The following is a 25,162-nucleotide window of genomic DNA, read 5'->3' as shown; positions in this document are numbered from 1 at the left end:
CCGTGTGGCACCAAATTTTCCGGGCATTGACCACCCACAACATGCTGTAAATGGCCACCAAATACGCATAGGAACGTTCATTTCGTACCTAAACGGGTCGGTATGTGGCCTGAGGCCTCCCGGAGCGCCAGTGAGCCAGCTACGCGCTTCGGGTTTTAGCCGTAGGTATCGCGCGGACCGCGGCCCTTGACGCTGCGTCCACCATGGCGCCAACTCGGTGCGGTGGGACCGATGACCCGGATGACCGTGATCACACCCTGCCCGAGTTCCTTGTCGAAGTGCTTGAGCAGTTCGTGGGACAACAGGCGCATCTGGGTGGCCCAGGTGGTGGAGTCGCAGCGCACCACCACCGTGGAATCCTCGAATGACTCGGGGGTGCAATGTTCGGCGATCTGCGGGCCGACAAGTTCGGCCCAGCGCGAGAGCACCGAACCGACGGCGACCGGGGCGCTCCACCCGCGGTCGCGGACGATCTTGCCGAAAAGGTTCCCGATTTCCTGCGGATCGCGCCCGTCCGAGTACTTTGCGGGTGCGCTGCTGGCCTTGCGGCGCTGTTTTCGCGCGGCGGCGTTTTCCTCGAATTTCGCTGCCTTGGCCGCGTCGATCCGCGCTTCGCCGCGGCTCTGGGCAGCCTCGCGCATCCGGTTGAGGATGGCGCGCGAAGCGTCGAGGGCTTCCGGCTTGTGCGGATCGTTCTCGCTCACGAGTGGACCTGGCCTGGGCTGACCTTCAGGAAAGTACCGCCGAGTTCCTCCGGAACGTCCCCGGCGACCGCGGCGGTGACGATGACCTGTTCGGCCCCGGCGACGATCGACGCCAGTCGGCTTCGACGGGTGGCGTCCAACTCGGCAAACACGTCGTCGAGGATCAGGATCGGTCCGGCGCCGGGGCGCGGATCGTCCTGGCCGAAGACCTTGTAGGCGGCCAGCCGCAGGGCAAGGCACAATGACCACGTTTCGCCGTGCGATGCGTAGCCCTTGGCGGGCGCGGACCCCAATCGCAGCAGCACGTCGTCGCGGTGCGGGCCAACCAGGGTGATTCCGCGTTCGAGTTCCTTGCTGCGCTTCTTGAGCAGCGCCGCCACGAACATTTCCTCGAGCTCTGGCTGGGTGGCATCCAACAAGGCCGCCGGGGCAACGAGGTTCGGCTCGGATTCGGAGGCGGTGTCCGGGCTGGGCGCGGAATCCTCGTCGAAGTCGTCAACAATCGTTGATTGGTAGAACGCGCTGGCCGTCTTGTTGGCGTCGGCGAGAGATGCATACGCGGCGGCCATGTAGGGGGAAAGCAGTTCCAGCATGTCCAATCGCCCGCGCAACAGCCTTGCCCCGGTCTGGGCCAGGTGGGTATCCCACACGTCGAGGGTCGATTCGTGGGCTGTGGAGAGTTTTCCGCCGTGGCGGGCGGATTTCAGCAACGCGTTGCGTTGCTTGACCACCCGCTCGTAGTCGCCGCGGGTTGCGGCCTCGCCGGGGCGCAGCGCAACAAGCAATTCGTCGAGGAACCGGCGGCGGTTCGACGGGTCTCCCTTGACGAGAGCAAGGTCTTCCGGGGCGAAAAGAACGGTTCGAACAATGCCGAGGATGTCGCGGGCACGGACCGGATTCGCCCGGTTGATGCGTGCCCTGTTGGTCTTGCCGGCGGTAATTTCCACTTCGAGCGTGGTGACCTGTTTTGCCCGATGAATTCGTGCCCGGACAAGGGCTCTTTCGGTCCCGAAACGCAGCAGCGGGCCGTCGTTGGTGACGCGGTGCGAGGAAAGGGATGCCAGGTAGCCGATGGCCTCAACGATGTTGGTTTTCCCGACGCCGTTGGAACCGACAAGGACATTGGTGCCGGGTCCCAGCTCTACATCGGCTTGCGCATACGAGCGAAAGTCGGTGAGAGAGACATGTGAGATGTACACCTAAACGTCCTGCTATGAGATCGCACACCCGGTCGGGGGATGGCCGGATGATGAAGCGTGAATTGTCGCTAAAAGGTGTGTTCGACCGCCCCGGTTGGAGCGATCGTGGAGCGGTCGAACACGTGACCACGTGGCGGAAAAATTTCCCGCGAGGTGATCTAGTTGGGCAAGTTTGGTAGGCGAACCGGCATGACCAGGTAGCGATATTCGTCGCTGTCCGATCCATCGAGGGAAGACTGCGCAGTCATCATCGCCGGCTTGGGTGCGCTGGTGAACGAGAAACGAACGAATTCGCTGTTGAATGCGTTCAGGCCCTCACTCAAGTATGCGGGATTGAATGCGACAGTGATTTCTTCGCCGTCGATCTGGGCCTCGATCGCTTCTTCGGCCTGTGCGTCTTCGCCGGTTCCGGCATCCAACGACAGTTGTCCGCCGGTGAAGGAAAGTCGAACGGGGGTGTTGCGCTCTGCAACGACTGCGACACGACGCACAGCTTCGACCAAGTCAGACGTGCGTACTGTTGCGTGGATCGGAGTATTTTCGGGGAAAAGTGAACGAATCTTTGGGTAGTCGCCATCTACCAACAGTGAGGTGGTGCGACGGTTTCCGCTTTCGAAACCGATAAGTTCGTTGCCTTCACCCAAGGCGATTTTCAGTTCGCCCGCTGAGCCCAAAGTCTTGGCAACTTCGTTCAAGGTCTTTGCCTTGACAAGGGCGGAAGTCGAAATTCCAGCCTGTGCCGGCTTCCAGCGAACTTCACGCATGGCCAGACGGTAACGGTCGGTTGCAAGGAAAGTGATCAGGTCATCTTCGATTTCCATCTTCACGCCGGTGAGGATGGGAAGGGTGTCGTCCTTCGATGCAGCAACGATGACCTGGTTGATCGCGTGAGCAAATGCTTCACCATCGACAACACCGGTGACTTCCGGGAGAACCGGAAGCTCGGGGTATTCGGTCACTGGCATGGTTGCCAAGTGGAATCGGCTTCGGCCACAAGAAAGGGTGACTTTGGTGCCGTCGGTTTCAAGAGTTGCAGTCGACTGTGGCAAGCTGCGGCAGATTTCCGCCAGCAACTTTCCGGAAACGAGGATCGTACCTTCCTCGGCGACGTCTGCGGCAATCTCAAGGTGCGCCGAAATTTCGTAATCGAAACCAGCCAACGACACGGTGCCGTTGGTAGCGGTGATCAAGATTCCGGAAAGTACCGGAGAAGGCGGACGTTGGGAGAGTGAACGGGCGGTCCAGGATACGGCTTCGGCCAATACATCCTTTTCAACGCTGAACTTCACGAAGTGGTCCGCCTTTCACGACGAAGTCGACAGTACTTGAAAGCAAGCTTAGCGGTTCCCTTGGGACAGGAATAACGAATCGCGGAGCCTTCAAAGTGGTGGTGTGATGCGCTGTCTCACATTTCCGGCAACGAATCATTTACCAGAACGACAGCATGGAGTTTGAGCTTACCGGCTTTTATGTTTCGGTGCTCTTGGGGCAGCAGTTTTCAGCTCGTGAGTACAAGGTCTTCCGAGGATGGAGTCGGAGCTCACCTTATGGGGCTCTTCATTTTCTCCTTGGCTAGCGTCGAGTCCGAAGTCTCGACTGAGGCGAATGTGCTTCATGTCGGGACGAATAATGCGAGTTCAACGCAGGAATCCCTGGGAACAGTTTTCTGGTTGTCATTCGATCCAAAAACAAAGCTTGCGGTTGGCCGAGAACAGGCCCATGGAGCCATCAACTTATACTCCGCTGGCATTCCCGGTATTGGTTTCCGCCAAGTCACGAGATCCGTCCCAAAAAGTCCTTTTGGGCGTCGTTTCGTCGGATGGGCGCAAAACAGGTCTTGTTATTTGGATGAAGTAGAAATTTGGGATTAGTAGTGTTAATAACCCCTGTGGATACTGTGGATAAGCCTGATTGGCCGCGAGGGTACGCCGATTATGCATGTGCACAACATGTGATTGGGAGTGACACTGAGTCTCACTACCCCGTGGACAACTTTCCGCGTGATTTAAGGGATCCACAGCTTTGCATGTAGTTATCCGCAGGCTTAGCGGGGTAGTCCACTTAATGATCCACAGCTTTATCCACACCTGTGGTTAAAGGCTTTTTCGGTTGTTAGCCCTCGCGCTGCCGCTGCTTGATGCGGTTGGTCAGTTCGGTGACCTGATTGAAGATGGCGCGGCGTTCCGCCATGAGTTCGCGAATCTTGCGATCCGCGTGGATCACCGTGGTGTGGTCGCGACCGCCCAGTTCCTGGCCGATCTTCGGCAGGGACATGTCCGTCAGTTCGCGGAGCAGGTACATTGCAATCTGTCGGGCGGTCACCAAGGTCCGCGTCCTGGATTTGCTGTTGAGCTCTTCGATCGTGAGGTTAAAGTACTCGGCGGTCTGCGCAACGATGGTCGCCGGAGTGATCTCTTGGGCACCTTCATCGGTGATCAAATCCTTGAGCACCGTTTCGGCCAGGCTCATGTCAACGGACTGATTGTTCAGCGACGCAAAAGCAGTCACTCGAATCAGCGCACCCTCAAGCTCCCGGATGTTCGTGGAGATTTTCGACGCAATGTATTCCATGACCTCGTCCGGAGCCGAGAGATTCTCCGCATTGGCCTTCTTGCGCAGAATGGCAATGCGGGTTTCAAGCTCGGGTGGCTGAATATCGGTCAGCAGACCCCACTCGAAACGTGAACGCATGCGGTCTTCAAAGCCGGCCAACTGCTTGGGTGGCAGGTCCGAAGTAATCACAACCTGCTTGTTGTGGTTGTGAAGTGCATTGAAGGTGTGGAAGAACTCTTCCTGGGTGGCATCCTTGTTTGCCAAGAACTGGATGTCGTCAATAAGCAAGATATCCACGTTGCGGTAGGTCTGCTTGAAGCTGGCACCTTCATCGTCACGGATGGAGTTGATGAAATCATTGGTGAACTCTTCAGAATTTACGTATCGAACGCGGATTCCGTTGTAGAGATGCCGGGCGTAATGGCCGATCGCATGCAAAAGGTGGGTCTTGCCAAGTCCTGAATCCCCATAGATGAACAGCGGGTTGTATGCCTTTGCCGGCGCCTCGGCAACTGCCACTGCCGCTGCATGGGCAAAACGGTTTGATGAGCCGATGACAAAAGTGTCAAAAATGTACTTGGGGTTCAGCCGTCCGAATTCCTGGGAGTTCGACGGAGGAGCGGGCTGCGGCAGAGCATCGCTGATGCGTGCCTTGGGAACCGGCGGCTGTTCAACGGGAGCAACGACAACTTCTTCGGGGATCAAATCCGAATCAATGCTGAATGCGCAGCGAATATCGGATTGGAAGACCAGCTTCAGCGATTCTTCCAGCGGCTCCTTGAGCTGGGTCTGGAGAACGTCGCGGGTCAGTTCGTTGGGAACCGCCAGCAACAGGGTAGAACCAATGAGCCCCTGTGGCTGGGCCAGAGCGGCGAAGGCACGCTGCATGGGAGTAACGCGGTCATCCTGTTCGATGTGGCGTACTACCTGGCGCCAGGCACTACCGACGCTATTCGACTCGTCCGTGCTCATATTTTGGCCCCTTCAATCTGATTCGACGACCAAACGGTCGACGAATGGGGACTGTAACTACGGAACCCCAACGAATAGATTCTAGCGGTCATCCACAGTGTTATGCACAGTCAGTGGATAACCTGTGGTGGATAACGCATGGGAGCTTGCAAATCTGCGGGTTTACAAGTAAAAATTGAGCTCTAGGATGCGCGTGTCAGACCCGCTTTTGATGTCGGCATGACGATTATCAACCGCTGTATCCACAATTAAGATCACATTGTGCACAGGGTGGGTCGGGACCGTCTTTGGCTCCAATTTGACGTACCTTCTCCGGCTCCCCTATCGTTGTGTAGTCCTATGTGTGCACTTTTGGCTCTGTTTGGTGCCTTCAAAATTCTTCCGAATCGCGAATGTTCCCGACAATCCATGAGGCGCCACCGAATACGAGCGTCGGCCTGTTCTTCCCTTTTTAGTAGCAACGGGTAAGGCGCATCACATGATCGTCTTGGAGTTACTACCGTGAGCAAGCGGACTTTTCAGCCGAATAACCGTCGTCGTGCCAAGAAGCACGGTTTCCGACTTCGTATGCGTACCCGTGCAGGCCGCGCCATCCTGGCAGCCCGCCGTGGCAAGGGCCGTACCGAACTTTCTGCATAACCATTAAGCACTACAGTCCTGAAATAGCGCAGGTTTTCGTGGGTTCTTTGTTTATCAGACACGACGCGTGACGTCGTGTTGCCAAAGAGTCAACGACTGCGCCTTTCGCAGGACTTTACAGCCACTGTACGTTCCGGCGCCCGCACTGGGCGCCGGAACGTAGTGCTATATGCACGGGTTCGTACTGACGACCCCCAGGGCGATAACCGTTTTGGATTCATCGTTTCCAAGGCCGTTGGCAATGCCGTGCACCGCAACCTCGTCAAGCGACGAATGCGTGCATTGGCCGCGCAGAATCCTGCGAACGCCAGCGGTCTCGATTTCGTGTTCCGGGCTTTGCCTGGCGCCTCCGAAATCGACTGGAACGAATTGAGCCAGCAGGTCTCTTCCGGACTTGAATCGGTTGTTCGCAAGGCAGGTGCCAAACATGAAAAAGGACTCTAAACCCCGAACCGGGATTGTTTGGTTCCTGATCGATATCCCCAGGAACCTTCTCATCGGGCTCCTCATGGTTTATCGCAAGATCATTTCGCCGGTCTACGGCGATGTTTGTCGCTACTTCCCTAGCTGTTCGGCCTATGGCCTCGAAGCAGTGACGGTGCACGGCGCTATCAAAGGCATCGGGCTAACGTTCTGGCGTGTCTTAAGATGTAATCCGTTTAGTCATGGCGGGATCGATTACGTTCCCGAAGGCAGACGGATTTGGCCAGAGGGCAAGACCCCCAAGATCATGGTGTTGAATCATCCTCCGATTCCCGCCGACGAAGACGCCGCAGATGCGGCCTGAGGAGCATGACCGGTAATGACAAACTTCTTTGACCTGCTACTGAGCCCGTTTCGATACGTAGTCTCGTGGATCCTGTGGGCCTTCCACGAACTGTTCTCCATGGTTGGCCTTGATCCGGATTCAGGGTGGACGTGGACGCTGTCCATCATCTTCCTGGTGCTGTTGATCCGTACCGCTCTGATCCCCGTCTTCGTCAAGCAGATCAAGGCGCAGCGCGCGATGCAGGCCCTGCAGCCTGATCTGCGCAAGCTTCAGGCCAAGTACAAGGGCAAAAAGGACCAGCTCTCGCAGCAGGCCATGATTGCCGAGCAGCGGGCGCTGTTCAAGAAGCACAAGACCAACCCGCTGTCTTCGTGCCTGCCGATGCTGATCCAGATGCCGTTCTTCTTCGCGTTGTTCACTGTGTTGAACAACGCCTCCAAGGCAAGCGCCGAGGGTGTCTCGATCGGCAAGCTCTCCGCCGAAGACATCCATAGCTTCGACCAGTCTTCGATCTTTGGTGCGCGCCTTTCGGACACGTTCCTGAATACGATCAACTCCGGCTCGCCGAGTGTCTCAGTGATTGTTGTTGCTCTCGTTATGATTCTGGCCATGACCGCTTCGCAGTTCATCACCCAGAAGCAGATCATGTCGAAGAACATGACCAAGGAGGCCCTCGAAGGCCCCTTCATGCAGCAGCAGAAGATCATGCTGTACATCCTTCCCCTGGTCTTCGGTATCGGTGGCATCAACTTCCCGATCGGTGTCCTGATCTACTGGACCGCGACCAACCTGTGGACCTTGGGCCAGCAGTTCTACGTCATTCGCAACAACCCGACCCCGGGCTCCCAGGCCGAGCGCGAACTCAACGAGCGCCGCGCCGCAAAGGGACTGCCCCCGCTTGGCCAGAAGAAGATCGACGAAGATGCGGCCGCCGCAATTGTCGAAGAGCCCAAGGTGCAGCGCGTACAGCCACAGCGTAAGAACAGGAAGAAGAAGTAGCCATGAGCGATATTGATCAAAGCGTAGTTTCAGAGCCTGCAGATACCGAAGTTGAAAATCTTGACGATGCTGTGAACAGCATTGAAGAGGAAGGCGACATCGCCGCCGACTACCTCGAAGAACTACTTGATATTGCTGATCTCGACGGCGACATCGACATCGAAGTTCGTGGTGGGCGCACCTACATTTCCATCGTCGGCGAAACCGAGGACGAGAAGGCTCTTCAGCGTCTTGTCGGGGCTAACGGAGAGATCCTGGATTCCCTTCAGGAACTGACTCGCTTGGCAGTACTGACCGCCACGGGCAACCGTTCTCGTCTGGTCCTGGACATTACCGGTTACCGCCAGGGCCGTACCGGCGAGCTCAAGAGCATTGCCGAAGCCGCGGTCCAGAAGGTCCGCGAGACGGGGGAGGAAGTCCCTCTCGAGCCGATGAGCGCGTACGAGCGCAAGCTGGTGCATGACTTCGTCGCAGCGCTGGGAATGCACAGCGAGTCCGATGGCGAAGGAAGCCGTCGCCACATCGTCGTTTCAAACGACGACGCCTAAGTACAGAATCAAGGAACTCCCCTTATGAGCAACGAAGTAGAACTTACAGCCGAGGAACGCCAGGCGGCCCAGACGGTCTTTGGAGACCGGCTAGGCCTTGCTGAGCGCTATGTTCAGCACTTGGCCACTTCGGGCATGGAACGCGGACTGCTGGGCCCGCGTGAAGTCCCACGGCTGTGGTCCCGCCATGTCTTGAACTGCGCGGTCGTTGCCAACCTGATTGACAAGGATGCCCACGTTGCAGACGTGGGCAGTGGCGCCGGACTGCCGGGGCTTACTTTTGCCCTGGCCCGCGCCGACCTTGAGTTGACCCTTATCGAACCGCTTGAACGTCGCTGCATCTGGCTGCACGAGGTTGTTGAAGACCTTGGCCTTGATAACGTCACGATCATGCGTGGCCGCGCCGAACAGGTTGTCGATCACGTGAATGCTGACTTTGCCACGGCCCGCGCCGTTTCTGCACTGACAAATTTGGCCGGACTGACTATTCCGCTGCTTCATGGCAAGGGCACGGTCTTGGCGATCAAGGGTCGCTCGGCGGCCGAAGAAGTGGAAAAAGCTTCAAAGGTCATTCGCCGTCTGGGCGGCAAAAAGACCGAAGTTGTCACCGTTGGCGAAGATATTCTCGCCGAACCGACGACCGTGGTACGTATCAACGTCGCCTAGCGCATTAGCGATAGGCTGTATCAGGTGGCATAGCGCCGCCTACTGGGTTAGTAGAAAGAACCGTTTTGAAGCGAAGCGTTAACAAGATTCCACCGTTTGCAGCCCTTTTCGCTTCATTCAGTTCATCTGACAACAAAGAACAACCAGAAGAAATTGTTTTGCCTAAGGCTAGGCATGTTTCACGTGAAACAATTTTTTCAACGCATCTGGAACTGGATGCGGATGAAGCGGTTGAACTGACCGATTCCGATGGAGAGGACACAGTGGTGACGAGGGAACCTGCGCCAGCACCAAACGTTTTCGATACCACTGACGACAGCTCACCGCTTGCCAGCCAGCTGGCCAGCGAACACAAGCGCCGCGAGCGCTTGAGCAGCCGCAAGTTGCCCAAGCCGCCAACGACTCGGTACATGACCGTCAGCAACCAGAAGGGTGGCGTCGGTAAGACGACGACAACCGTCAATATCGCGGCAGCACTGGCCATTGCCGGGCTGAACGTGTTGGTGATTGATATCGACCCACAGGGCAACGCTTCCACGGCGCTCGGTGTTGAACACCATGCAGACGTGGATAGCATCTACGATGTCCTGATCAATGACCTCCCGCTGTCTGAGGTCGTGGCGCCCTGCCCCGATATCGAGCACCTGACCGTCGCTCCGGCGACCATCCACCTGGCCGGCGCCGAGATTGAATTGGTTTCTCTTGTTGCCCGCGAGCAGCGCCTGCGCCGAGCCTTGGACCAGTATGCAAAGTATCGCGAGACCAACGGCATGGATCGTCTCGACTACGTTTTCATTGACTGCCCGCCAAGCCTCGGCCTGCTTACCGTCAACGCTTTTGTGGCCGCGCGTGAAGTCCTGATTCCGATCCAATGCGAGTACTACGCACTGGAAGGCTTGAGCCAGTTGCTTAAGAACATCGAGATGATTCAGAAGCACCTGAATGCGGATTTGACGGTGTCGACGATCTTGCTGACGATGTACGACGGCCGCACCAACCTGGCAGCTCAAGTTGCCAGCGAAGTTCGCGAACATTTCCCGAACCAGGTTCTTCAAGCTCTGATTCCGCGAAGTGTGCGAATTTCGGAAGCACCGAGCTACCAACAAACCGTCATTACTTATGACTCAAGCTCCACCGGAGCGCTTTCATATTTGGAAGCCGCTGCCGAAATCGCGGAGCGCACCAACCACTAGTCCTTTTCAAGGTCGTGCGGTCAAATAAGTTGACCACACGACCTTGAATTTTATGTGCAGGACGTGGCTTCAATATAAACATCCATGTGAAGTTGTTTTTTTCAAGGTACTGGCGATTCTTGATTCTAAGCGCGCATGGAGCTGGCCCTACCTGGGGTAGGGGTCGGATCGCCACGTTTAGGTGATCCAAAGGCCACACCCAAGAGCCACGTCCAAAACTATCTATCGCTTACAAGTAGAATTGCCTTGAGTTCAAGGTAGCAATGGTGTCGAAAGGGAGATGCATCCAATGTCGGAGAAGCGACGTGGTTTAGGACGAGGTCTTGGTGCGTTGATTTCCAGCAGCCCTGTCGCGGGATCCGATGAGGAAACTCTCCAGAGTGTTTCACGTGAAACATCAAAGCAGGTTGGTTCGACCAAACCTGCCGCTGTCGGAACCGAGGCCCCGAAACGCAAGGTTTCCAGCGCTTCTGCATCCGGTAAAAAGGTTCGTCCCGTTGACATGTTCTTCGTTCCGGGAAAAACCGAGGAAGAAGCTGCGGCAGAGAAAGACGCTGCGCCATCCAATGGTTCCGGCACGTCGGCAACTGCCAAGAAGCGCCGCGCGCAAATGCCCGGCCTCATTGCCGCTTCGGGCGGACGCGCGGGGGAGAGCAACGACGAACTGGACCTCAGCGATCTAGTGGCGGTTCCAGGTGCCACGTTTGCGGAACTTGCCGTCGATCAGATCCACCCGAACCGCAAACAGCCGCGTTCCTACTTCGACGAAGAGCACATGGACGAGCTCGTCCATTCCATTCGCGAGGTCGGACTTCTGCAGCCGATCGTTGTTCGACCGTCCCGTGAAAACGACAAAGAACCCTATGAAATTGTCATGGGTGAACGCCGTTGGCGGGCAACGCAGGCTGCTGGTCTTACGAAGATCCCGGCGATCGTTCGTGAGACGCACGACGTGGATCTGCTTCGCGATGCGCTGCTGGAAAACCTGCACCGTTCACAGCTGAACCCGCTCGAAGAAGCCGCCGCTTATCAGCAGCTTCTGAGCGAATTTGGGTGCACGCAAGAAGTCCTATCCGAGCGGATCGGGCGTTCACGCTCCCAGATTTCCAACACCATCCGTCTTATGAAACTGCCGGCGCTGGTCCAACGTCGCGTGGCGGCAGGGGTCATTTCGGCGGGTCATGCTCGAGCTCTATTGGGTTTGGCGGACGCCATTGCAATCGAACAGTTGGCCCAGCGAATCGTCAACGAAGGCATGTCGGTGAGAGCGACGGAAGAAGCCGTCGCTCTCAGCGGGGGACAAGAAAATGCGAACAAGGCTGCACCGGCGAAACAAAGCCCCCGCCATGAGCGTCTCGACTTCTTGGCCAACTCACTTTCGGATCGCCTTGATACAAACGTGAAGATTACGCTCGGTGCCCGCAAGGGCAAAGTCAGCATCGAGTTCGCGAGCGTTGATGACCTGAATCGAATCATGAGTGTCCTGACGCCGGACGGCACAGAGAAATAACCGCCATGTATTCACAAATGGTGTGATTGTTTCACGTGAAACAATCACACCATTTGTGCTTTCTGGGGTAGCCCGTGTGGCTGGACAAGCAGGAACAGGCACGAAATCTCCTGGAATGTTTCGGCCGGCCCGCTAGCTGATACGGGCTGGAAGGGCCGCTCGAGGTTCTGGGGGTGGGGTACTCGGCCCGCGTGCGCGATCATCCCTGGAGAGCCGCGGGCGGGATCACCGCCCGTAGGTGGGTGATCGCCGGCGTGCGCCCCGCTCTCTTTGAGAGCGTGATTTTGGCCGTTCAACCATGGCTCAGCGGACTTGCCTCGATGGGCCATGCGCCTTGATGGTGCACCAGGCAAGTAGTGCGCATGAGTTGCCGACAATGATCGAGCTGACGGGGTCTTCACGCTTTCTAGCGTCGCATTATGGCAGGCCGCAGAGCGGATGGAAATTCCCGGCAGCCAATGGGGGAGTGGCCTACCGAGTGAGGCGGCCAGCCGCGAATCCACAGTGAGGTAGTTCCGCATAGAACACCCCGACCCACTCCTCCGAGCTGCAGTGCGGTAGCAATGCAGAAAGGGTAAATCGGACGGTCGAGGTTCCAACCCGCGGAGAGCACAAGCCTGTCTAGGGACTGGAAGGTTAAGGCGGGCGTCCGTGGATGTTTCACGTGAAACAGTGCAACGGCCATTCGCTGTGAACGCCATGGACAACGGCCACTCGGTATCAGCAGCGGACCGGTCCCCGACATTGTGGAGCGCGCCAGAGAGCAATTGCGATGGCCCAACGACAGTGTGCGAGCGGAACCAATCATGGGAGCATCCGCTGCTGTACCTGTCCTTTGTGGACTCCAAAGAATTCTCTGATGCTGTTGTCGGGCATGCTTTCGCGGCCCGGCTCGGTTGTTGCGAATCGGGAACGAGGGTGCTGTTGCCGGGGTCCAGGGCCAGCCGGGGACGGTGATTTCCGGCGCCTCGTGGATGCTGAGCTGTGGTCAAGCATCATCGGGATCAGGGGGATGAACCGAGGCTAGTCGATCAACGCCAACCTCGCAGCGCTTCTTTTCCCGGCCTGTCCGTAATCGCGGTAGATCTTGGGAACATGGTCATTGTGTTCCAAGGAAGCGAACTCGGAAAGACGCAAAGTGCGCGTGAGGGTTCGGCTTCCCTTGAATGAGAGATGGTCCCTATGGTGACGGGCTCAGATCTTCAAGTCACCGGAACCAAGCCAGCGCAACGGCCAGATGCCCGAGGCTGACGAATGCCTGCCCACGAACACGGTGAGGATTCTGGCGGCGATCATGATACCCAAGAGCCGGCATCGAGGTCAGCATTTCGTACAGGGGCGCTCTTCGACCAGGGGTCACTGTCCGGCTGCAGGCCAGCTACTACGTTGGCAGTAACTGGAGGCAACCGGGCCAGCCGGGCAACCCTCGCGAACGACTTCCTGGCGGTCTCCTGCACCGACTTCAATCGGATGGTCAGCGTTCATCGGAAGGCGCGCATCACGTTATGCAAGACCAATCCGTGGGCCACCACGACGAACTGTTCATGCAGCCGGGTAGGCCTGCGGGGGATGGTAGCTCACGAGTGAAGTTTCGTCTTTGGGCTGCGCTACTTAAAGACTTCAAGGACCGTATGTTGTGAGACAAGCTGGCCAATTGCGACACCTTCATGCGCAATCTCCACCACTGAGACAGGCCCGGGCTGATTGAGCGGAAGCGGTAGGGCTCAGGGCATTCGTTCCTGCGGTTGGTGCAGGCACCGCGGTAGCATGTGTCTGTCCGCGGGAGCAGTTCGAACTCGAGGCGCGGTTCAAGCTCGGTTGTCGATGTTCCGGTTGCCAGGTACACGCCGCTTGGCCGGCACCCTCGAACCGACTTCTCCGGCCGCATGCTCGCTGCGCGTGGTGTCACACTTCCAGCCCTTCACCCTTCGCCCTTCGGGGTTCCAAGGTCACGGGGCACGCCACAACGTCCTCCGAGTCATCTAGGGGTCTCGGAGTCTCGCGCAGCTCCGCGGGTGGCAGCAGGCAGCTCGCCCATCCTGTCTGTCGCTACCGAAAGAGTGTCCGTGAGTGCTGTAGCAGCCGTGACTCCCATGCCCGTGCACCGCTGGGGGCTGGCGGAAGGCCTGGCGAAGATGCGCATGCGCGGTCGTCCACGCCAAACTCGGTTCTCTGTGCAAGCCCCAAAATTCTGATCAGCATCCGATCCGAATTGGGGGACACAGTACAAAGGATTCGCGGAATTCGACTTGGCTGGTCAGGGATGAGGGAACAACCGTGGAGAGCAATTTCGCCTCTACCATCAACGACATTTCCGTCGGTTGAACGGGGAACAGGCCGGTACAGAACAAAGCCAAGAAACGGGCGGTCGAGCCCCTGGGTCCCATTTATGGGTTGTGTCCGTTGCAGCTGCCAGAAGAAGTTCAGTGTCTGGCACGGTTTCAGTACGTGTCTGATTTTCCGGCAGCTTTGCACTTGGTCCGCGCCTCGCTCCACGTAGCGCTCCGAGGTGTCATCGAATCGCATGCGGCCTTGGAAGACTATGTCCAAGGCCCCGTTCGATTGTTGACCGCCGTGGTGGTTGAGCCGGTGCCGTGTGGCGCTGCCTGATGAAGCACGGAGGTTCGCGGCCCCGGACAGCGATGTGAACGCGGCAACCCACCGGAACCTATTGCAGCGGGAATCCTCGATGAGGATGATCCCGTCGGTCACCGGCCCGAGACCGGTATGCCTGTGGCTCCTGCCGACAGATGTTCGCCGAGGTCGTCAGGCTGGACCGTGTTCATTTTAAAACAGTCATCTACCTCGGTGATGCTCTTGGCAACGTCGATTGATTTCTTGCGGGCTACGCGCTGCTGATCGCCACCGGTGTTGCGGGCCCTCTATGGATTGCTTTCGGCCACAGTGAAGTCCTGCCAGGTTGGGGTGCGGGTCGTAGACGTATGGTGAAAGGCTGTCCCTTCGACTGCCATGGAGTCTAACCTGGCTGAGTTCCGAGGGATTCATGGGGCGGCGCGCTTCATTGCTGCGCTGGAGAAGGAAGTGCCCCTGTCTGCTTCGTAAAGGGGTTTCCTTGGTTAGGGAAGAATTCTTTGAAACCCAGGAGGGCCGTGTTGAGCGGTCCTGTTCGCGTTTTCAACCGGATTGCTTGGCATGTGGTGGGTGTTGTTTGGGCTGGCTGGAATTCCGTGGTGTCGTAGAGGGCCGCAGCGCGGAGCCCACCGAACAAGACGTTGCAGCGGCCCGTGGCCGCGGCGCTGACGGCCTGGTTGTGCATCTTGTCTTCGGTACGTTTGCGATTGCAGTAGGCCTGCGAAGTTCAGTCCTTGGATTTGAATGCCGAGAAGACCGAAAGAAACAACGCGCGTCTGAGGACCTAGATGTCCTCCCTCGAGGAACGGTCGCCCCGTATGGAGGTCCCAGATACCCGGGTGGCCGGGACCAGCCCGGCATGGAATCTCAGGTGTCCTGCAGCCTTGAAATCCACGATCCGGGACCTCGGTGAGGATGCCTGGTTTCGGTCCTGACGCCGACCGCCGCCATGGATGAACGGAGCTGCTGAAGAGGGCTGGCTTCCACAAGACTTTCGACCTGCGTCGGCACCTCGGCGCGGGTAGCCCGGGGTCGGGCCAGTGCCAGATCAGTTGTGGCAACACGAGCCCTGGGGGCAGAAGTCCCGGAGACCACCACGGTTTGCTCGTCCAGGATCGCGAAGATTTCTGGGGTCCAGCGTTTCCAACCCGGGGCGCGTGCCAGCACACGGGTGTTTCCACCCGTTCCTTGCCGGCCTTCAGCAGCGCGGCCAGGGTCGGGCCATTGGCCGGCGGTTCGGTCAGGGTCTGGTTGCTCGAGGTGCGACCCGATGGCCAGTTCCAGTGCCGGGCGGACCTCGGTGGGTAACCATCGGATGTGATTGGACGTGGCGGCGGACTGCTTGGCCCGGTCGTCGTTGAAGCCGTAGAGGCATCGCCAGTTCGGTGACCTGTTCATCGGCGACCGCCACCGAGCGAAAGGCCTGCGGGAGGGGTGCGGGCATCGTTGGCGATGATGAAGGCATCCCCGGCATCGGTCTTTACTTTGTCGGGGGGGGTGCCCCTATCTTTTTCGCAAGCCCCTTTCGGGGGTTTTGCCGAAAATCCTTGGGCGACGTTTCCGGGCAGGCTTCGCGGTCCGGTTCAGCCGGCGTGAATCGGATGACGTGCCCTTTGCGGGGTTCGGTGCTCAGGCGACGGCGGCCTCCGGCGCCTCATAGACGGTGCCGTCGCGCAGCATCGCGAACAGGACGTTGCACCGGCGGCGGGCCAACGCGATCACGGCCTGGTTGTGTTTCTTTCCCTCGGCGCGCTTCTTCTCGTAATAGGTCCGGGACGTGTGGTCCTTGCATTTGAGCGAGGCGAACGCGGAAAGGAAGAAGGCCCGTTTGAGGGTCTTGTTGCCCTTGCGGGAGGAATGGTCCCCGCGGATGGAGGTCCCGGATCTCCACGTCACCGGCGCCAGCCCGGCGTAGGAGGCCAGATGGCCTGGTGTGGCGAATTCCTTGCCGACGACCTCGGTGAGGATCCTGGCTTGGGTGCGGATCCCGAACCCTGGCATGGAATCAAGGATGAGGTGCAGCGGGTGGGCCCGGACGATTTCCTCGACCCGGCCCAGGACCGCGGCGCGGGCTGCCCGGGTTTGGGCGAGCATGCGGGCGAGTTCGGGAAGGACGATTCCTGCCGCGTCGGTGCCTGAAACGACGACGCTTTGGGCTGCCAGCGCCGCGCTGATGTCCCTGGCCCAGCCCTTCCACGCCCGCGGTGCGTGCTTGCGCAGCAGGGCACCGATCCGGGCTTCCCCGGCCCGGCGCAGGGCGGCCGGCGTGGGGTATTTGGCCATCAGCTCGGCCATGGCCACGTGGTCCAGGTGCTTGCCGATCACGCGTTCCAGGGCCGGGTGGACCTGGGTGAGCAGCCCGCGGATCCGGTTGGAGGTCGCGGTGGCCGCCTTGGCCAGGTCGTCGTCGAATCCGCAGAGCATGGCCAGCTCCGCCACCTGAGCCTCCGGGACCTCGACGGTGCGCAGGGCGTGCGGCATGGTGCGTGCCGCGTTGGCGATGATGAACGCGTCCCGGGCGTCGGTCTTGGCTTCGCCCGGGTGCAGCTCGGCGATCCTGCGCATTGCCAGCCCGGGCAGGTATGCCACCGGAATGCCTTGGGCCTGGGCGACGGCGACGGGCAGGGCGCCGATGGTGGCCGGCTGGTCCACGACGAAGAGCAATCGCCCGTGCTTGGACAGGGATTTGATCAGGGCGTTGAGCTTGGCTTCGTCCTGCGGCAGGGCCTTGTCCAGCAGCTCTTGCCCGCCCGGTTCAGGGCCACCGCGTGGTGGTTGGACTTGCCGACATCGACGCCGATGAACACGTCGATGGTTTCATGGTCCTTGATCACTGCGCACCTCATTCGTGGGGCCACCGGTGGGCGGCATCGGATGAAACGGTGCTGGCTTGTCCTGCGGCTCCACGGCTCGGCATCCACGTTACGACCGACAATTGGACGGGTGCTGTCCTGTCCCGATCCGGCCCCTATTTGCGATATCCCCGGTGCCTCCCGGTCCCGGTGACAGCACCCCCCGGATCATGGATGACAGGGGGAGTGAATCATGCCGGGACCGACAGGCCAGCAACCCCAATCCTTGCCCATGGGGCTCGGTTAAGGGATTACAAAAAAGGTAACGGGGGGGCCGACCGGCATCCCCCCGGCCGTGGCCAGCTGTTCCACCACGAACGGCACCGCCCGTCCCGGCCCAGCGACTGGATGGCGTCTTGTCCCTGCGGCGCCGGATCCAGGCCAGGGCGTCTGCAAAGTCGCCAAGCAGCCTCGAGTCTTAAGATGTGAGACGAACCCGATGACCCCTTTTAATGAGTAGGAACCCCTGTTAAGCATGTGAATATCAGCCCACATGTTTTACAGGAGTTCCTACGTGCCATCTTCGCACCTGCAAGAGTTCATTGCCCAATTCGACGGCCACGCACCTGTAACCCTCAACCCGCAGGAGGTCCTTGCCGCGCTGGCCGGACTGCCGGATCCGCGGGCCAGGCGCGGTGTTCGCCACGGGTTCGCCCACCTGCTGGTGATCATGGTCTGCTCGGTGGTGGCCGGCGCGAAGACCCTGGTGGAAATGGCCGAATGGGCCGCGGACACCGCACGGTCGGAGTTGGCAGTCCACGGAATCGGTTCACCGCATGCGACCACGCTCGCCCGGGTTTTCGAACGACTCGATGCCGCGTCCATGGACCTGCTGGTCTCGGACTGGGCGCAGCAGCGGAGCAATCCGGCGGCGATCGCCGTGGACGGCAAGGAACTGCGCGGTGCCAAGAATGGCAAGGGAACCCGCGTCCACCTCATGGCGGCCATCGACCAGGACACTCACGAGGTGCTGGCCCAGGTGTCGGTGGACGGGAAAACCAATGAGATCACGCAGTTCCCGTCGCTGATGGACCACTTCACCAACCTGAAGGGCGTGGTCGTCACCGCCGATGCCTTGCACACCCAGACGGGCCACGCCCGCTACCTGGCCGGCCGCGGAGCCCACTACATCTTCACCGTGAAGGGGAACCAGCCCACCCTGCTGGACCAGTTGGCGCAAAGCCCCTGGGAGCAGGTCCCGGCGGGCAACCGGAGCAGGTCCAAGGCCAACGGCCGGCAGATGATCCGCACGGTCAAATGCGCCACCCTGAACCCGGGCATCGGCTTCCCGCACGCGGAACAAGCCATCCAAATCACCCGCAAATCACGGGTCGTCGGCGCCACTACCTGGCACCTCGAGACCGTCTACGCCGTCACCTCGCTGCCCACCCACCAGGCCAGCCCGGCGCAACTCGGCGCTTGGGTGCGTGGACACTGGGGCATCGAAAACGGCCTGCATTGGCGCAGGGATGTCGTTTGGCAGGAGGACAAATCCCAAATCCGCACCGGAAACACGCCCCGCGTGATGGCCATCCTGCGGAACATCGCCATCACCCTGCTCAAGCGCCACGGCCACAACAACATCGCCAAGGCCACCCGGAAACTCAGAAACCACCCCGGCCAAGCGCTCGAAATCGCGGGAATCGGCTCACGCTAACGACTTTGCAGACGCCCTGGGATCCAGGCATCCACGTTGCGACCAACCAGAACTGCGATTCCTTGTTCCGGCCCGGCCACATGGGAATTTCCCTAGGGCCTATCGAATCCGGGTGAAAGCACCCGCCATGATTCGTACATGACGGGGACTGAATCTTGCCGGGACCGGCTGGTCGGCAACGTCCGTCCTCTCACCCCGTGCTCGATTTCGGGATCACTAAATAGGTAACAGGGGGAGGGCTCTCAACCGGTGCGGGTGCAGCTTGAGGTGTCGCCGATGGCATGGGGGTGGCTATGTGCGTGGGTGTCGACATCGATAGCACGGGCGTACCCTTCTGAGACGATGCCGGGCGCGGTGGCCCTCCATTCGAATGCGCCGATGTCCAATGTGGGCGGCATCGACCTGGAACAAGATTCTTGCCAGGCAATTTACTGACGGACGCCGTAGCGGCGATTCGGCGAACCCTTGATCAAACCACGGCAATAGCAGAGCCGATGTCGATCGGTGGTTTCGGATATTTTCGGGTTCAGATATTTTGGAGAAGCGTCCCCACAATCGGTCGCGGCCCAACACAGCCTGTGGCCGCCCGGCCGCCCCGAGTCGTCGGCTCATGGAACACCTCGTATGAGAAATGCACCGGCCATCCGAATGAACGAGTCCTCAAAGAAGAGCGGACCCATGACTCGCTTGCACCGTTCCTTGCATCTACGTGCCGTCGGGAAAGTGCAGCCAAGGCCAATGGAGGCACAGCGACCAGCTGCCTGGGGGAGGCCCATACATGGGAGCATCCATGGCCTAGAGTTTTCACCCTGGTGCGACGCAGCAAGATTTGGAGAGATATTGAGATGAGACAACAGGGAGCCGGCATCGGTAGTGCCCGCCGCCCATCAAGCGCTGCTCAAACAACGTCAAGTGGTTCTTACATTCACAAGCGAACGGGTTGTTGGATTTGTCCGTGCAAGCGAAAGGGTCTCGCTCCGGACGCTCCGTCCCGAATCGATCACGCGGAGTTTCGGCAACGGCTGCCTCCAGATCATCTCTTTAAGCGGGGTGTCTCGTCGTGTCCATCAACAGCGCCGCGGTGGTGATGGGCACGACGAGGAGACCGTAGCCGATAGTGAACGTCCCGTGACTGGCACCAGCAGTAGGCATCCGATCCGAGCTTGGTGGTGTGCGCTCGAGCGTCTCGATCTGATACGAGCGTTGCATGCCCTGGGCATGCTCGCTTACCTCCCCGAGCATCGCCAGAACCGGCAGGGGAGGGCTGGTCTTGTTCACGATGACGCAGCGAAATCCCGAAGCGTCTCGCTCGGGTTGGATCCCAACCGCTCGGCCAAGCGCATGAGCACTTGTTCGTCGAGCTCGAACCAACAGTGAATCAATCCAGCCTTCCAGGCAACGGGCATGAGCCTGCCACCACGGCGTAGAGCGACTACGTCGACTACTGCTTCTTGGTCAGGCTCGCGGGATCTGTGCCGACAGTCCATCAGGTCCAGGTATCTCCTCTGGGAGGTCCTTGGCGGTGAGACGTTGCCCCGAATCCGGATGCGCTCTTGACCGTGGACTTACAGAGAGCCGGTCTTCGGCGGGAGCCAGCGTGGGCCCTTCCCGGCGGGCCCGGGACAAACGGATGGTGAGTGATGGTTCCGGAGAACTTGCCTGCAGGTCGGAGCTGGCAGCTTGAGATGTGCCGGGAAGAGATGGGGCAGGGCAGGTGGAGCGAGCCTGTGCCCGTATTGTGAGGACGAAGGTAGCGGGACTCGTGCCCGCTCCGAGCGACAGTCGGGGGAACTGAACGGGCCCACACAGAGACGAGCCTACGCTGGCAGCAGGGGACATCCCCAGCCCCTAATGTCGTACATCGTCATACCTGTCGACACGGAGTGTGCGAGGTGCAGGACAAGGACTGGCTCGGGGAGGTCGTGATGCCGTTGGGTGAGCGAGCCGCACCCGGCGTCCGGGTAGTCGTGTTCGATGTCGATTGAAGCTCCCTGTCCGCAGGGCCAACTTCCCGGTGACGATGAGTCCTCTACGTGCGCCTGTGAAGTCGATCTTGGACTCTAAATGCGACTCGAATGCGTTGCCGAGCGCCACTGCGCTGTAGCCCGGTGATGACGCCGGTGATGAGGAAATCGAGGAAATCAGGTTCGGCAATGTTGGCGTGAGCGAAAACCGGCCAGCTGTCCGAATGACACTGCCGCTCGACGGCTTGCGCATGGGCGCTGACAAAGTGCTGCAACGTCGAAATCGTACAAGGTCGCTGCGAAGGGGCGCGACACCGCACCGAGGTCGTCGGTGGCTGACGCATCTGCCGCGCAAAGAGTTGATGAGCCTTGCGCCGATGCGGAGCGCATCGCCATTGGGTCCGCTGCGCTTTTCCGCAGGGTACCTAACCGAACGATGTGGCTACCTAGTACCTCGGCTTGCAAGGTTTGCTTCCTTGGATTGACGGGCAGGGTTGCTTCTCGTTGCGTGCGCGGTGTTTTGGTCGCAGGCTGGGTATGCGGGTTTCCGCTTTCTCCCAGAAGGCTTCGATGTCACACCCCGTGGTGGTGCGAGAACTAGAAAACGACGAGGAAGCGCGGTTGCTACAGATGGTGCGGCGCGGTTCGGGCTCGGTGGTTTCCTGGCGCCGGGCGCAGACGGTGCTGCTCTTGGCCCGGGGCATGGACGTCGCGGCGATCGCGCTGGTCGCCTTCACCAGCCCGGACAGGGTCCGCGACGTGCTGCACAACTTCAACAGCGACGGGCTGGACTCGCTGCACCCCACTACGCCGGCGGGCGGCCGGCGAAATTCACCGATTCCCCACGCGACGAGATCGCCAGGATCGCGCTCGGGCGCCCCGCCGACCACCACCTGGAGCCTGTCGAAACTGGCCGACTACCTGGTGGACAAGGGGGTGGTTGACGACATATCCCATGAGGGCCTGCGCGTGCTGTTGCGCCAGCAAGGCGTCTCCTTTCTAGGCCATCAAGACCTGGAAAACCAGCAACGACCCCAACTACGAGGAAAAGAAGAACCACGTCCTGGAGCTCTATGAACTCGCCGACGGCAAGGCCGACCCCGGCGAGGTGATCTGCATGGACGAATTCGGTTCCCTGAACCTCCAGCCCCACCCGGGGCGCCAGTGGGCTCCGGCCGCCACGGGAACCGGGGACCAGGCCGCCGCCCCGTGCCGGTGCCGGCGCCGGGCAACCTACAAGCGGCCGCACGGGGTGCGGCACCTGCTGGCCGGCTACGACCTGTCCACCGACCGGCTTTACGGACATGTCAAGGTCCACAAACGCAGGACAGAGTTCCTGGCCTTCATGCGCTACCTGCGGTCGCTGCATCCGATCATCGAGCGCATCGCCGTCGTCATGGACAACCACGGCCCGCCCCTGTCCACCAGGGCGGACGCCCGGGTCGGGGACCGGGCCGCGGCGAACAACTCCGGACTCGCCTGGGTGCTCTTCTACGGCTCATGGCTCAGCCGGATCGAACCCCGGCTCGCCGCCCTGCAGTACTTTGCGCTGAACGGCACGGAGCATCCCCAGCTGCGCAAGGTCATCCACCGAGCCGAAAGCATCAAACGGGCAAAGGTTTCCTGACGCGGTACTAGTTGTTGGACGGTACGCGGGCCTGCCTGAAATTTCTCTGAACCGCAGCATAGGCGGACGGCAAATCTTCGGGATGCAGAAAATGCACGAGAAGGCCCCGACCAGGAACAGGGGAGGGGCCGAAGTTTTGGTGCCGCATTATCCCGGTGGAATCATCAGGCAAACTACGAATAGCGGGTGATGATGAAACGACCCAGGTACCTTGCCGGAGCCACGTAACAACAGCACCGGTTGGCGCCGGGACTCTCTTGCAGCAAGTTTGAAGACCAACATTCCGAAGCCGAACTTCGGACCGTATATGCAGTGGGCTGGAAGCCACCGACGATGAACGCCTCGATGAAGGCCATGGCCACGTTCACGGGGAAACCGATGGACCTGCTTGGCTCGGAAAGCCCGGCTCCTGCAACCGTGCTTCAGCAATCTAAGTCCGATGGAGCACGGTGGCCGGAGAGAATTCCTCCGCCTCTCTCAGCCGCAAACAGCGACGGCAGAATGGCACTTCAAGCTCAAACTTGACCACCGAAATCCTTTGGGAGCCAAACAACGTATCAACTCCGAGGTAGGGAAAGCGGTAGCTCGGCAGCCCAGAATGCGTTGCCGGAAGTCGGGTCATCCTTTGCCCTATCCCAACCCCAGCAGGCGACCCCGCCGAACAGATGATGTTGCGTAAGCCGGACCGCCACTACTGTGGTGCCTTCGTTTTCAAACAACCTGTGTAGTGGCTCGACATATTGGCACCCAACGTGGTGTCCGTCGATGTCGGCACCCAACCCGGCTGGTGGCCATCGACTTCAAATGTGGATCAGGAACTGGAACTGGAACAGAAATCGAGGTACCTGCAGGAAGCTCCGGGTACTGTCCTGCAGGCGGAAATCATGGCCGCTCGAAACAAGCCCAACTGATCGCAACGACCCTGAACTGGAAGGTACAGCACCAAATCAGAAGGCCGCCTGGAGCCTGTCGGGAGGGGCGTTAACGACAACCAATTTGCAGTTCTGGACCCCGCATCACCGCACCCGGCTTCACCCTCCCAGGGCGTCTGCAAAGTCGCCAAGCAGCCTCGAGTCTTAAGATGTGAGACGAACCCGATGACCCCTTTTAATGAGTAGGAACCCCTGTTAAGCATGTGAATATCAGCCCACATGTTTTACAGGAGTTCCTACGTGCCATCTTCGCACCTGCAAGAGTTCATTGCCCAATTCGACGGCCACGCACCTGTAACCCTCAACCCGCAGGAGGTCCTTGCCGCGCTGGCCGGACTGCCGGATCCGCGGGCCAGGCGCGGTGTTCGCCACGGGTTCGCCCACCTGCTGGTGATCATGGTCTGCTCGGTGGTGGCCGGCGCGAAGACCCTGGTGGAAATGGCCGAATGGGCCGCGGACACCGCACGGTCGGAGTTGGCAGTCCACGGAATCGGTTCACCGCATGCGACCACGCTCGCCCGGGTTTTCGAACGACTCGATGCCGCGTCCATGGACCTGCTGGTCTCGGACTGGGCGCAGCAGCGGAGCAATCCGGCGGCGATCGCCGTGGACGGCAAGGAACTGCGCGGTGCCAAGAATGGCAAGGGAACCCGCGTCCACCTCATGGCGGCCATCGACCAGGACACTCACGAGGTGCTGGCCCAGGTGTCGGTGGACGGGAAAACCAATGAGATCACGCAGTTCCCGTCGCTGATGGACCACTTCACCAACCTGAAGGGCGTGGTCGTCACCGCCGATGCCTTGCACACCCAGACGGGCCACGCCCGCTACCTGGCCGGCCGCGGAGCCCACTACATCTTCACCGTGAAGGGGAACCAGCCCACCCTGCTGGACCAGTTGGCGCAAAGCCCCTGGGAGCAGGTCCCGGCGGGCAACCGGAGCAGGTCCAAGGCCAACGGCCGGCAGATGATCCGCACGGTCAAATGCGCCACCCTGAACCCGGGCATCGGCTTCCCGCACGCGGAACAAGCCATCCAAATCACCCGCAAATCACGGGTCGTCGGCGCCACTACCTGGCACCTCGAGACCGTCTACGCCGTCACCTCGCTGCCCACCCACCAGGCCAGCCCGGCGCAACTCGGCGCTTGGGTGCGTGGACACTGGGGCATCGAAAACGGCCTGCATTGGCGCAGGGATGTCGTTTGGCAGGAGGACAAATCCCAAATCCGCACCGGAAACACGCCCCGCGTGATGGCCATCCTGCGGAACATCGCCATCACCCTGCTCAAGCGCCACGGCCACAACAACATCGCCAAGGCCACCCGGAAACTCAGAAACCACCCCGGCCAAGCGCTCGAAATCGCGGGAATCGGCTCACGCTAACGACTTTGCAGACGCCCTGTTCACCCTCCTGACTAAGACCAGCCATAACACCGGCTCCGGATGTCCCTCTCCGATGAAAGGGTGTGGGGATTCCAAAACACGATTGAGAGCCGCATAGGGGGTACCCGTCTAGATTTTCATTGCGATCGCGGAGAAATCTTTTGGTGACTGGCGTGCTCGGTTCGGTCAGACTTTAGGGTCCCTGGCGTCCTGCCTCTGGTTGAAGTGGCGGTAGGCAGTCCCAGACCGTTCCGCTGAGGGAACAAGCCGGCTCGGTGCGAGTTGCGATTCTCTTTGAAGGGATAGCGGTGGTGGCCGATCGGTCTTTCGAACGCGTCTCTTTGGCTTGACGCCACAAACGTATTCCAAGATCTCTTCAATGCCATAGAGGGCTGCTAGCGCC

18 protein-coding genes and 2 pseudogenes are annotated in these 25,162 nt (G+C 59.9%); 12 read left to right on the top strand and 8 right to left on the bottom strand.

The genetic code is table 11. From position 1 onward, the window contains the following. Positions 1-155 precede the first annotated feature (155 nt). The 4 genes from JOF47_RS18575 to dnaA form a co-directional block, all read right to left on the bottom strand. On the bottom strand, positions 156-641 hold the full coding sequence (locus JOF47_RS18575; RefSeq protein WP_210001863.1) for a DciA family protein: 486 nt from the start codon (positions 639-641) through the stop codon (positions 156-158). A 59-nt stretch (positions 642-700) separates the two neighbouring features. Further along, the gene (gene recF / locus JOF47_RS18570; RefSeq protein ID WP_210001141.1) at positions 701-1,903 is read right to left on the bottom strand and encodes a DNA replication/repair protein RecF; all 1,203 of its coding nucleotides are present in this window, start codon (positions 1,901-1,903) and stop codon (positions 701-703) included. A gap of 158 nt (positions 1,904-2,061) precedes the next feature. Continuing rightward, a complete protein-coding gene (dnaN, locus tag JOF47_RS18565) occupies positions 2,062-3,192 on the bottom strand; it encodes a DNA polymerase III subunit beta (protein WP_210001140.1) in 1,131 nt (376 codons plus the stop codon). Between the two features lie 823 nt (positions 3,193-4,015). After that, positions 4,016-5,428: a chromosomal replication initiator protein DnaA gene (dnaA, locus tag JOF47_RS18560; protein ID WP_210001139.1), complete on the bottom strand. Its 1,413-nt coding sequence runs from the start codon at positions 5,426-5,428 to the stop codon at positions 4,016-4,018. A 501-nt stretch (positions 5,429-5,929) separates the two neighbouring features. Between dnaA and rpmH the strand changes: the two genes are divergently transcribed. The 8 genes from rpmH to JOF47_RS18520 all read left to right on the top strand — a co-directional run bounded on the left by rpmH (position 5,930) and on the right by JOF47_RS18520 (position 11,752). Beyond that, positions 5,930-6,067 (top strand): 50S ribosomal protein L34, encoded by a 138-nt coding sequence (gene rpmH, locus JOF47_RS18555; protein ID WP_003800212.1) that lies wholly within the window; start codon positions 5,930-5,932, stop codon positions 6,065-6,067. A 75-nt stretch (positions 6,068-6,142) separates the two neighbouring features. Continuing rightward, complete coding sequence (gene rnpA, locus JOF47_RS18550; RefSeq protein ID WP_210001137.1) at positions 6,143-6,511, top strand: ribonuclease P protein component; 369 nt, start codon at positions 6,143-6,145, stop codon at positions 6,509-6,511. Continuing rightward, positions 6,495-6,854, top strand: a complete 360-nt coding sequence (gene yidD, locus JOF47_RS18545) for a membrane protein insertion efficiency factor YidD (protein WP_210001133.1) — start codon at positions 6,495-6,497, stop codon at positions 6,852-6,854. The genes rnpA and yidD overlap by 17 nt, the downstream gene beginning before the upstream one ends. 15 nt (positions 6,855-6,869) lie before the next feature. Continuing rightward, the gene (yidC, locus tag JOF47_RS18540; protein ID WP_210001132.1) at positions 6,870-7,835 is read left to right on the top strand and encodes a membrane protein insertase YidC; all 966 of its coding nucleotides are present in this window, start codon (positions 6,870-6,872) and stop codon (positions 7,833-7,835) included. A 2-nt stretch (positions 7,836-7,837) separates the two neighbouring features. Further along, entirely contained in the window at positions 7,838-8,383 is a 546-nt protein-coding gene (locus JOF47_RS18535) for a Jag family protein (protein ID WP_210001130.1), read from the top strand. A 24-nt stretch (positions 8,384-8,407) separates the two neighbouring features. Then, entirely contained in the window at positions 8,408-9,049 is a 642-nt protein-coding gene (gene rsmG, locus JOF47_RS18530; RefSeq protein ID WP_210001128.1) for a 16S rRNA (guanine(527)-N(7))-methyltransferase RsmG, read from the top strand. A gap of 65 nt (positions 9,050-9,114) precedes the next feature. Then, positions 9,115-10,242 (top strand): ParA family protein, encoded by a 1,128-nt coding sequence (locus tag JOF47_RS18525; protein ID WP_377738710.1) that lies wholly within the window; start codon positions 9,115-9,117, stop codon positions 10,240-10,242. A gap of 289 nt (positions 10,243-10,531) precedes the next feature. Further along, complete coding sequence (locus JOF47_RS18520; RefSeq protein WP_210001126.1) at positions 10,532-11,752, top strand: ParB/RepB/Spo0J family partition protein; 1,221 nt, start codon at positions 10,532-10,534, stop codon at positions 11,750-11,752. 2,049 nt (positions 11,753-13,801) lie between these two features. Here the strand turns inward: JOF47_RS18520 and JOF47_RS22525 are convergent. The 3 genes and pseudogenes from JOF47_RS22525 to JOF47_RS18505 form a co-directional block, all read right to left on the bottom strand. Next, positions 13,802-14,470 (bottom strand): annotated as a pseudogene (locus tag JOF47_RS22525) (hypothetical protein); the annotation flags it as partial. Positions 14,471-15,211: 741 nt separating this feature from the next. After that, positions 15,212-15,742 carry a hypothetical protein gene (locus JOF47_RS18510; RefSeq protein ID WP_210001122.1) on the bottom strand — a complete coding sequence of 177 codons (531 nt, stop codon included), beginning with the start codon at positions 15,740-15,742 and terminating at the stop codon, positions 15,212-15,214. Between the two features lie 231 nt (positions 15,743-15,973). Beyond that, positions 15,974-17,190, bottom strand: a pseudogene (locus JOF47_RS18505) (IS110 family RNA-guided transposase). A gap of 520 nt (positions 17,191-17,710) precedes the next feature. Here JOF47_RS18505 and JOF47_RS18500 point away from each other — a divergent pair. After that, the gene (locus JOF47_RS18500) at positions 17,711-18,853 is read left to right on the top strand and encodes an ISAs1 family transposase (RefSeq protein WP_209996229.1); all 1,143 of its coding nucleotides are present in this window, start codon (positions 17,711-17,713) and stop codon (positions 18,851-18,853) included. Between the two features lie 1,041 nt (positions 18,854-19,894). Here the strand turns inward: JOF47_RS18500 and JOF47_RS18495 are convergent. Continuing rightward, a complete protein-coding gene (locus JOF47_RS18495; protein ID WP_210001120.1) occupies positions 19,895-20,131 on the bottom strand; it encodes a hypothetical protein in 237 nt (78 codons plus the stop codon). Between the two features lie 1,256 nt (positions 20,132-21,387). Here JOF47_RS18495 and JOF47_RS18490 point away from each other — a divergent pair. From JOF47_RS18490 to JOF47_RS18480, 3 genes are all read left to right on the top strand, one after another. After that, positions 21,388-21,894, top strand: coding sequence for a helix-turn-helix domain-containing protein (locus JOF47_RS18490; protein WP_210001118.1), 507 nt, complete (start codon positions 21,388-21,390; stop codon positions 21,892-21,894). Positions 21,895-21,934: 40 nt separating this feature from the next. After that, positions 21,935-22,444 carry a Mobile element protein gene (locus JOF47_RS18485; RefSeq protein WP_245356423.1) on the top strand — a complete coding sequence of 170 codons (510 nt, stop codon included), beginning with the start codon at positions 21,935-21,937 and terminating at the stop codon, positions 22,442-22,444. A 1,172-nt stretch (positions 22,445-23,616) separates the two neighbouring features. Next, complete coding sequence (locus JOF47_RS18480; RefSeq protein WP_209996229.1) at positions 23,617-24,759, top strand: ISAs1 family transposase; 1,143 nt, start codon at positions 23,617-23,619, stop codon at positions 24,757-24,759. Positions 24,760-25,162: the final 403 nt, after the last annotated feature.

Source organism: Paeniglutamicibacter kerguelensis, from assembly GCF_017876535.1.
Lineage (GTDB): Bacteria > Actinomycetota > Actinomycetes > Actinomycetales > Micrococcaceae > Paeniglutamicibacter > Paeniglutamicibacter kerguelensis.
The sequence above is the reverse complement of the archived record's forward strand: the minus strand, read 5'-3'. Positions and strand labels throughout refer to the sequence as shown.

Bases quoted from the DNA above. Each gene is read 5' to 3' on its own strand.
- JOF47_RS18520 (WP_210001126.1), top strand. From the start codon at position 10,532: ATGTCGGAGAAGCGACGTGGTTTAGGACGAGGTCTTGGTGCGTTGATT.
- dnaA (WP_210001139.1), bottom strand. From the start codon at position 5,428: ATGAGCACGGACGAGTCGAATAGCGTCGGTAGTGCCTGGCGCCAGGTA.
- JOF47_RS18510 (WP_210001122.1), bottom strand. From the start codon at position 15,742: ATGAACAGGTCACCGAACTGGCGATGCCTCTACGGCTTCAACGACGAC.
- JOF47_RS18535 (WP_210001130.1), top strand. From the start codon at position 7,838: ATGAGCGATATTGATCAAAGCGTAGTTTCAGAGCCTGCAGATACCGAA.
- JOF47_RS18490 (WP_210001118.1), top strand. From the start codon at position 21,388: ATGTCACACCCCGTGGTGGTGCGAGAACTAGAAAACGACGAGGAAGCG.
- yidD (WP_210001133.1), top strand. From the start codon at position 6,495: ATGAAAAAGGACTCTAAACCCCGAACCGGGATTGTTTGGTTCCTGATC.
- JOF47_RS18485 (WP_245356423.1), top strand. From the start codon at position 21,935: ATGGACGAATTCGGTTCCCTGAACCTCCAGCCCCACCCGGGGCGCCAG.
- rsmG (WP_210001128.1), top strand. From the start codon at position 8,408: ATGAGCAACGAAGTAGAACTTACAGCCGAGGAACGCCAGGCGGCCCAG.
- yidC (WP_210001132.1), top strand. From the start codon at position 6,870: ATGACAAACTTCTTTGACCTGCTACTGAGCCCGTTTCGATACGTAGTC.
- JOF47_RS18575 (WP_210001863.1), bottom strand. From the start codon at position 641: ATGCGCGAGGCTGCCCAGAGCCGCGGCGAAGCGCGGATCGACGCGGCC.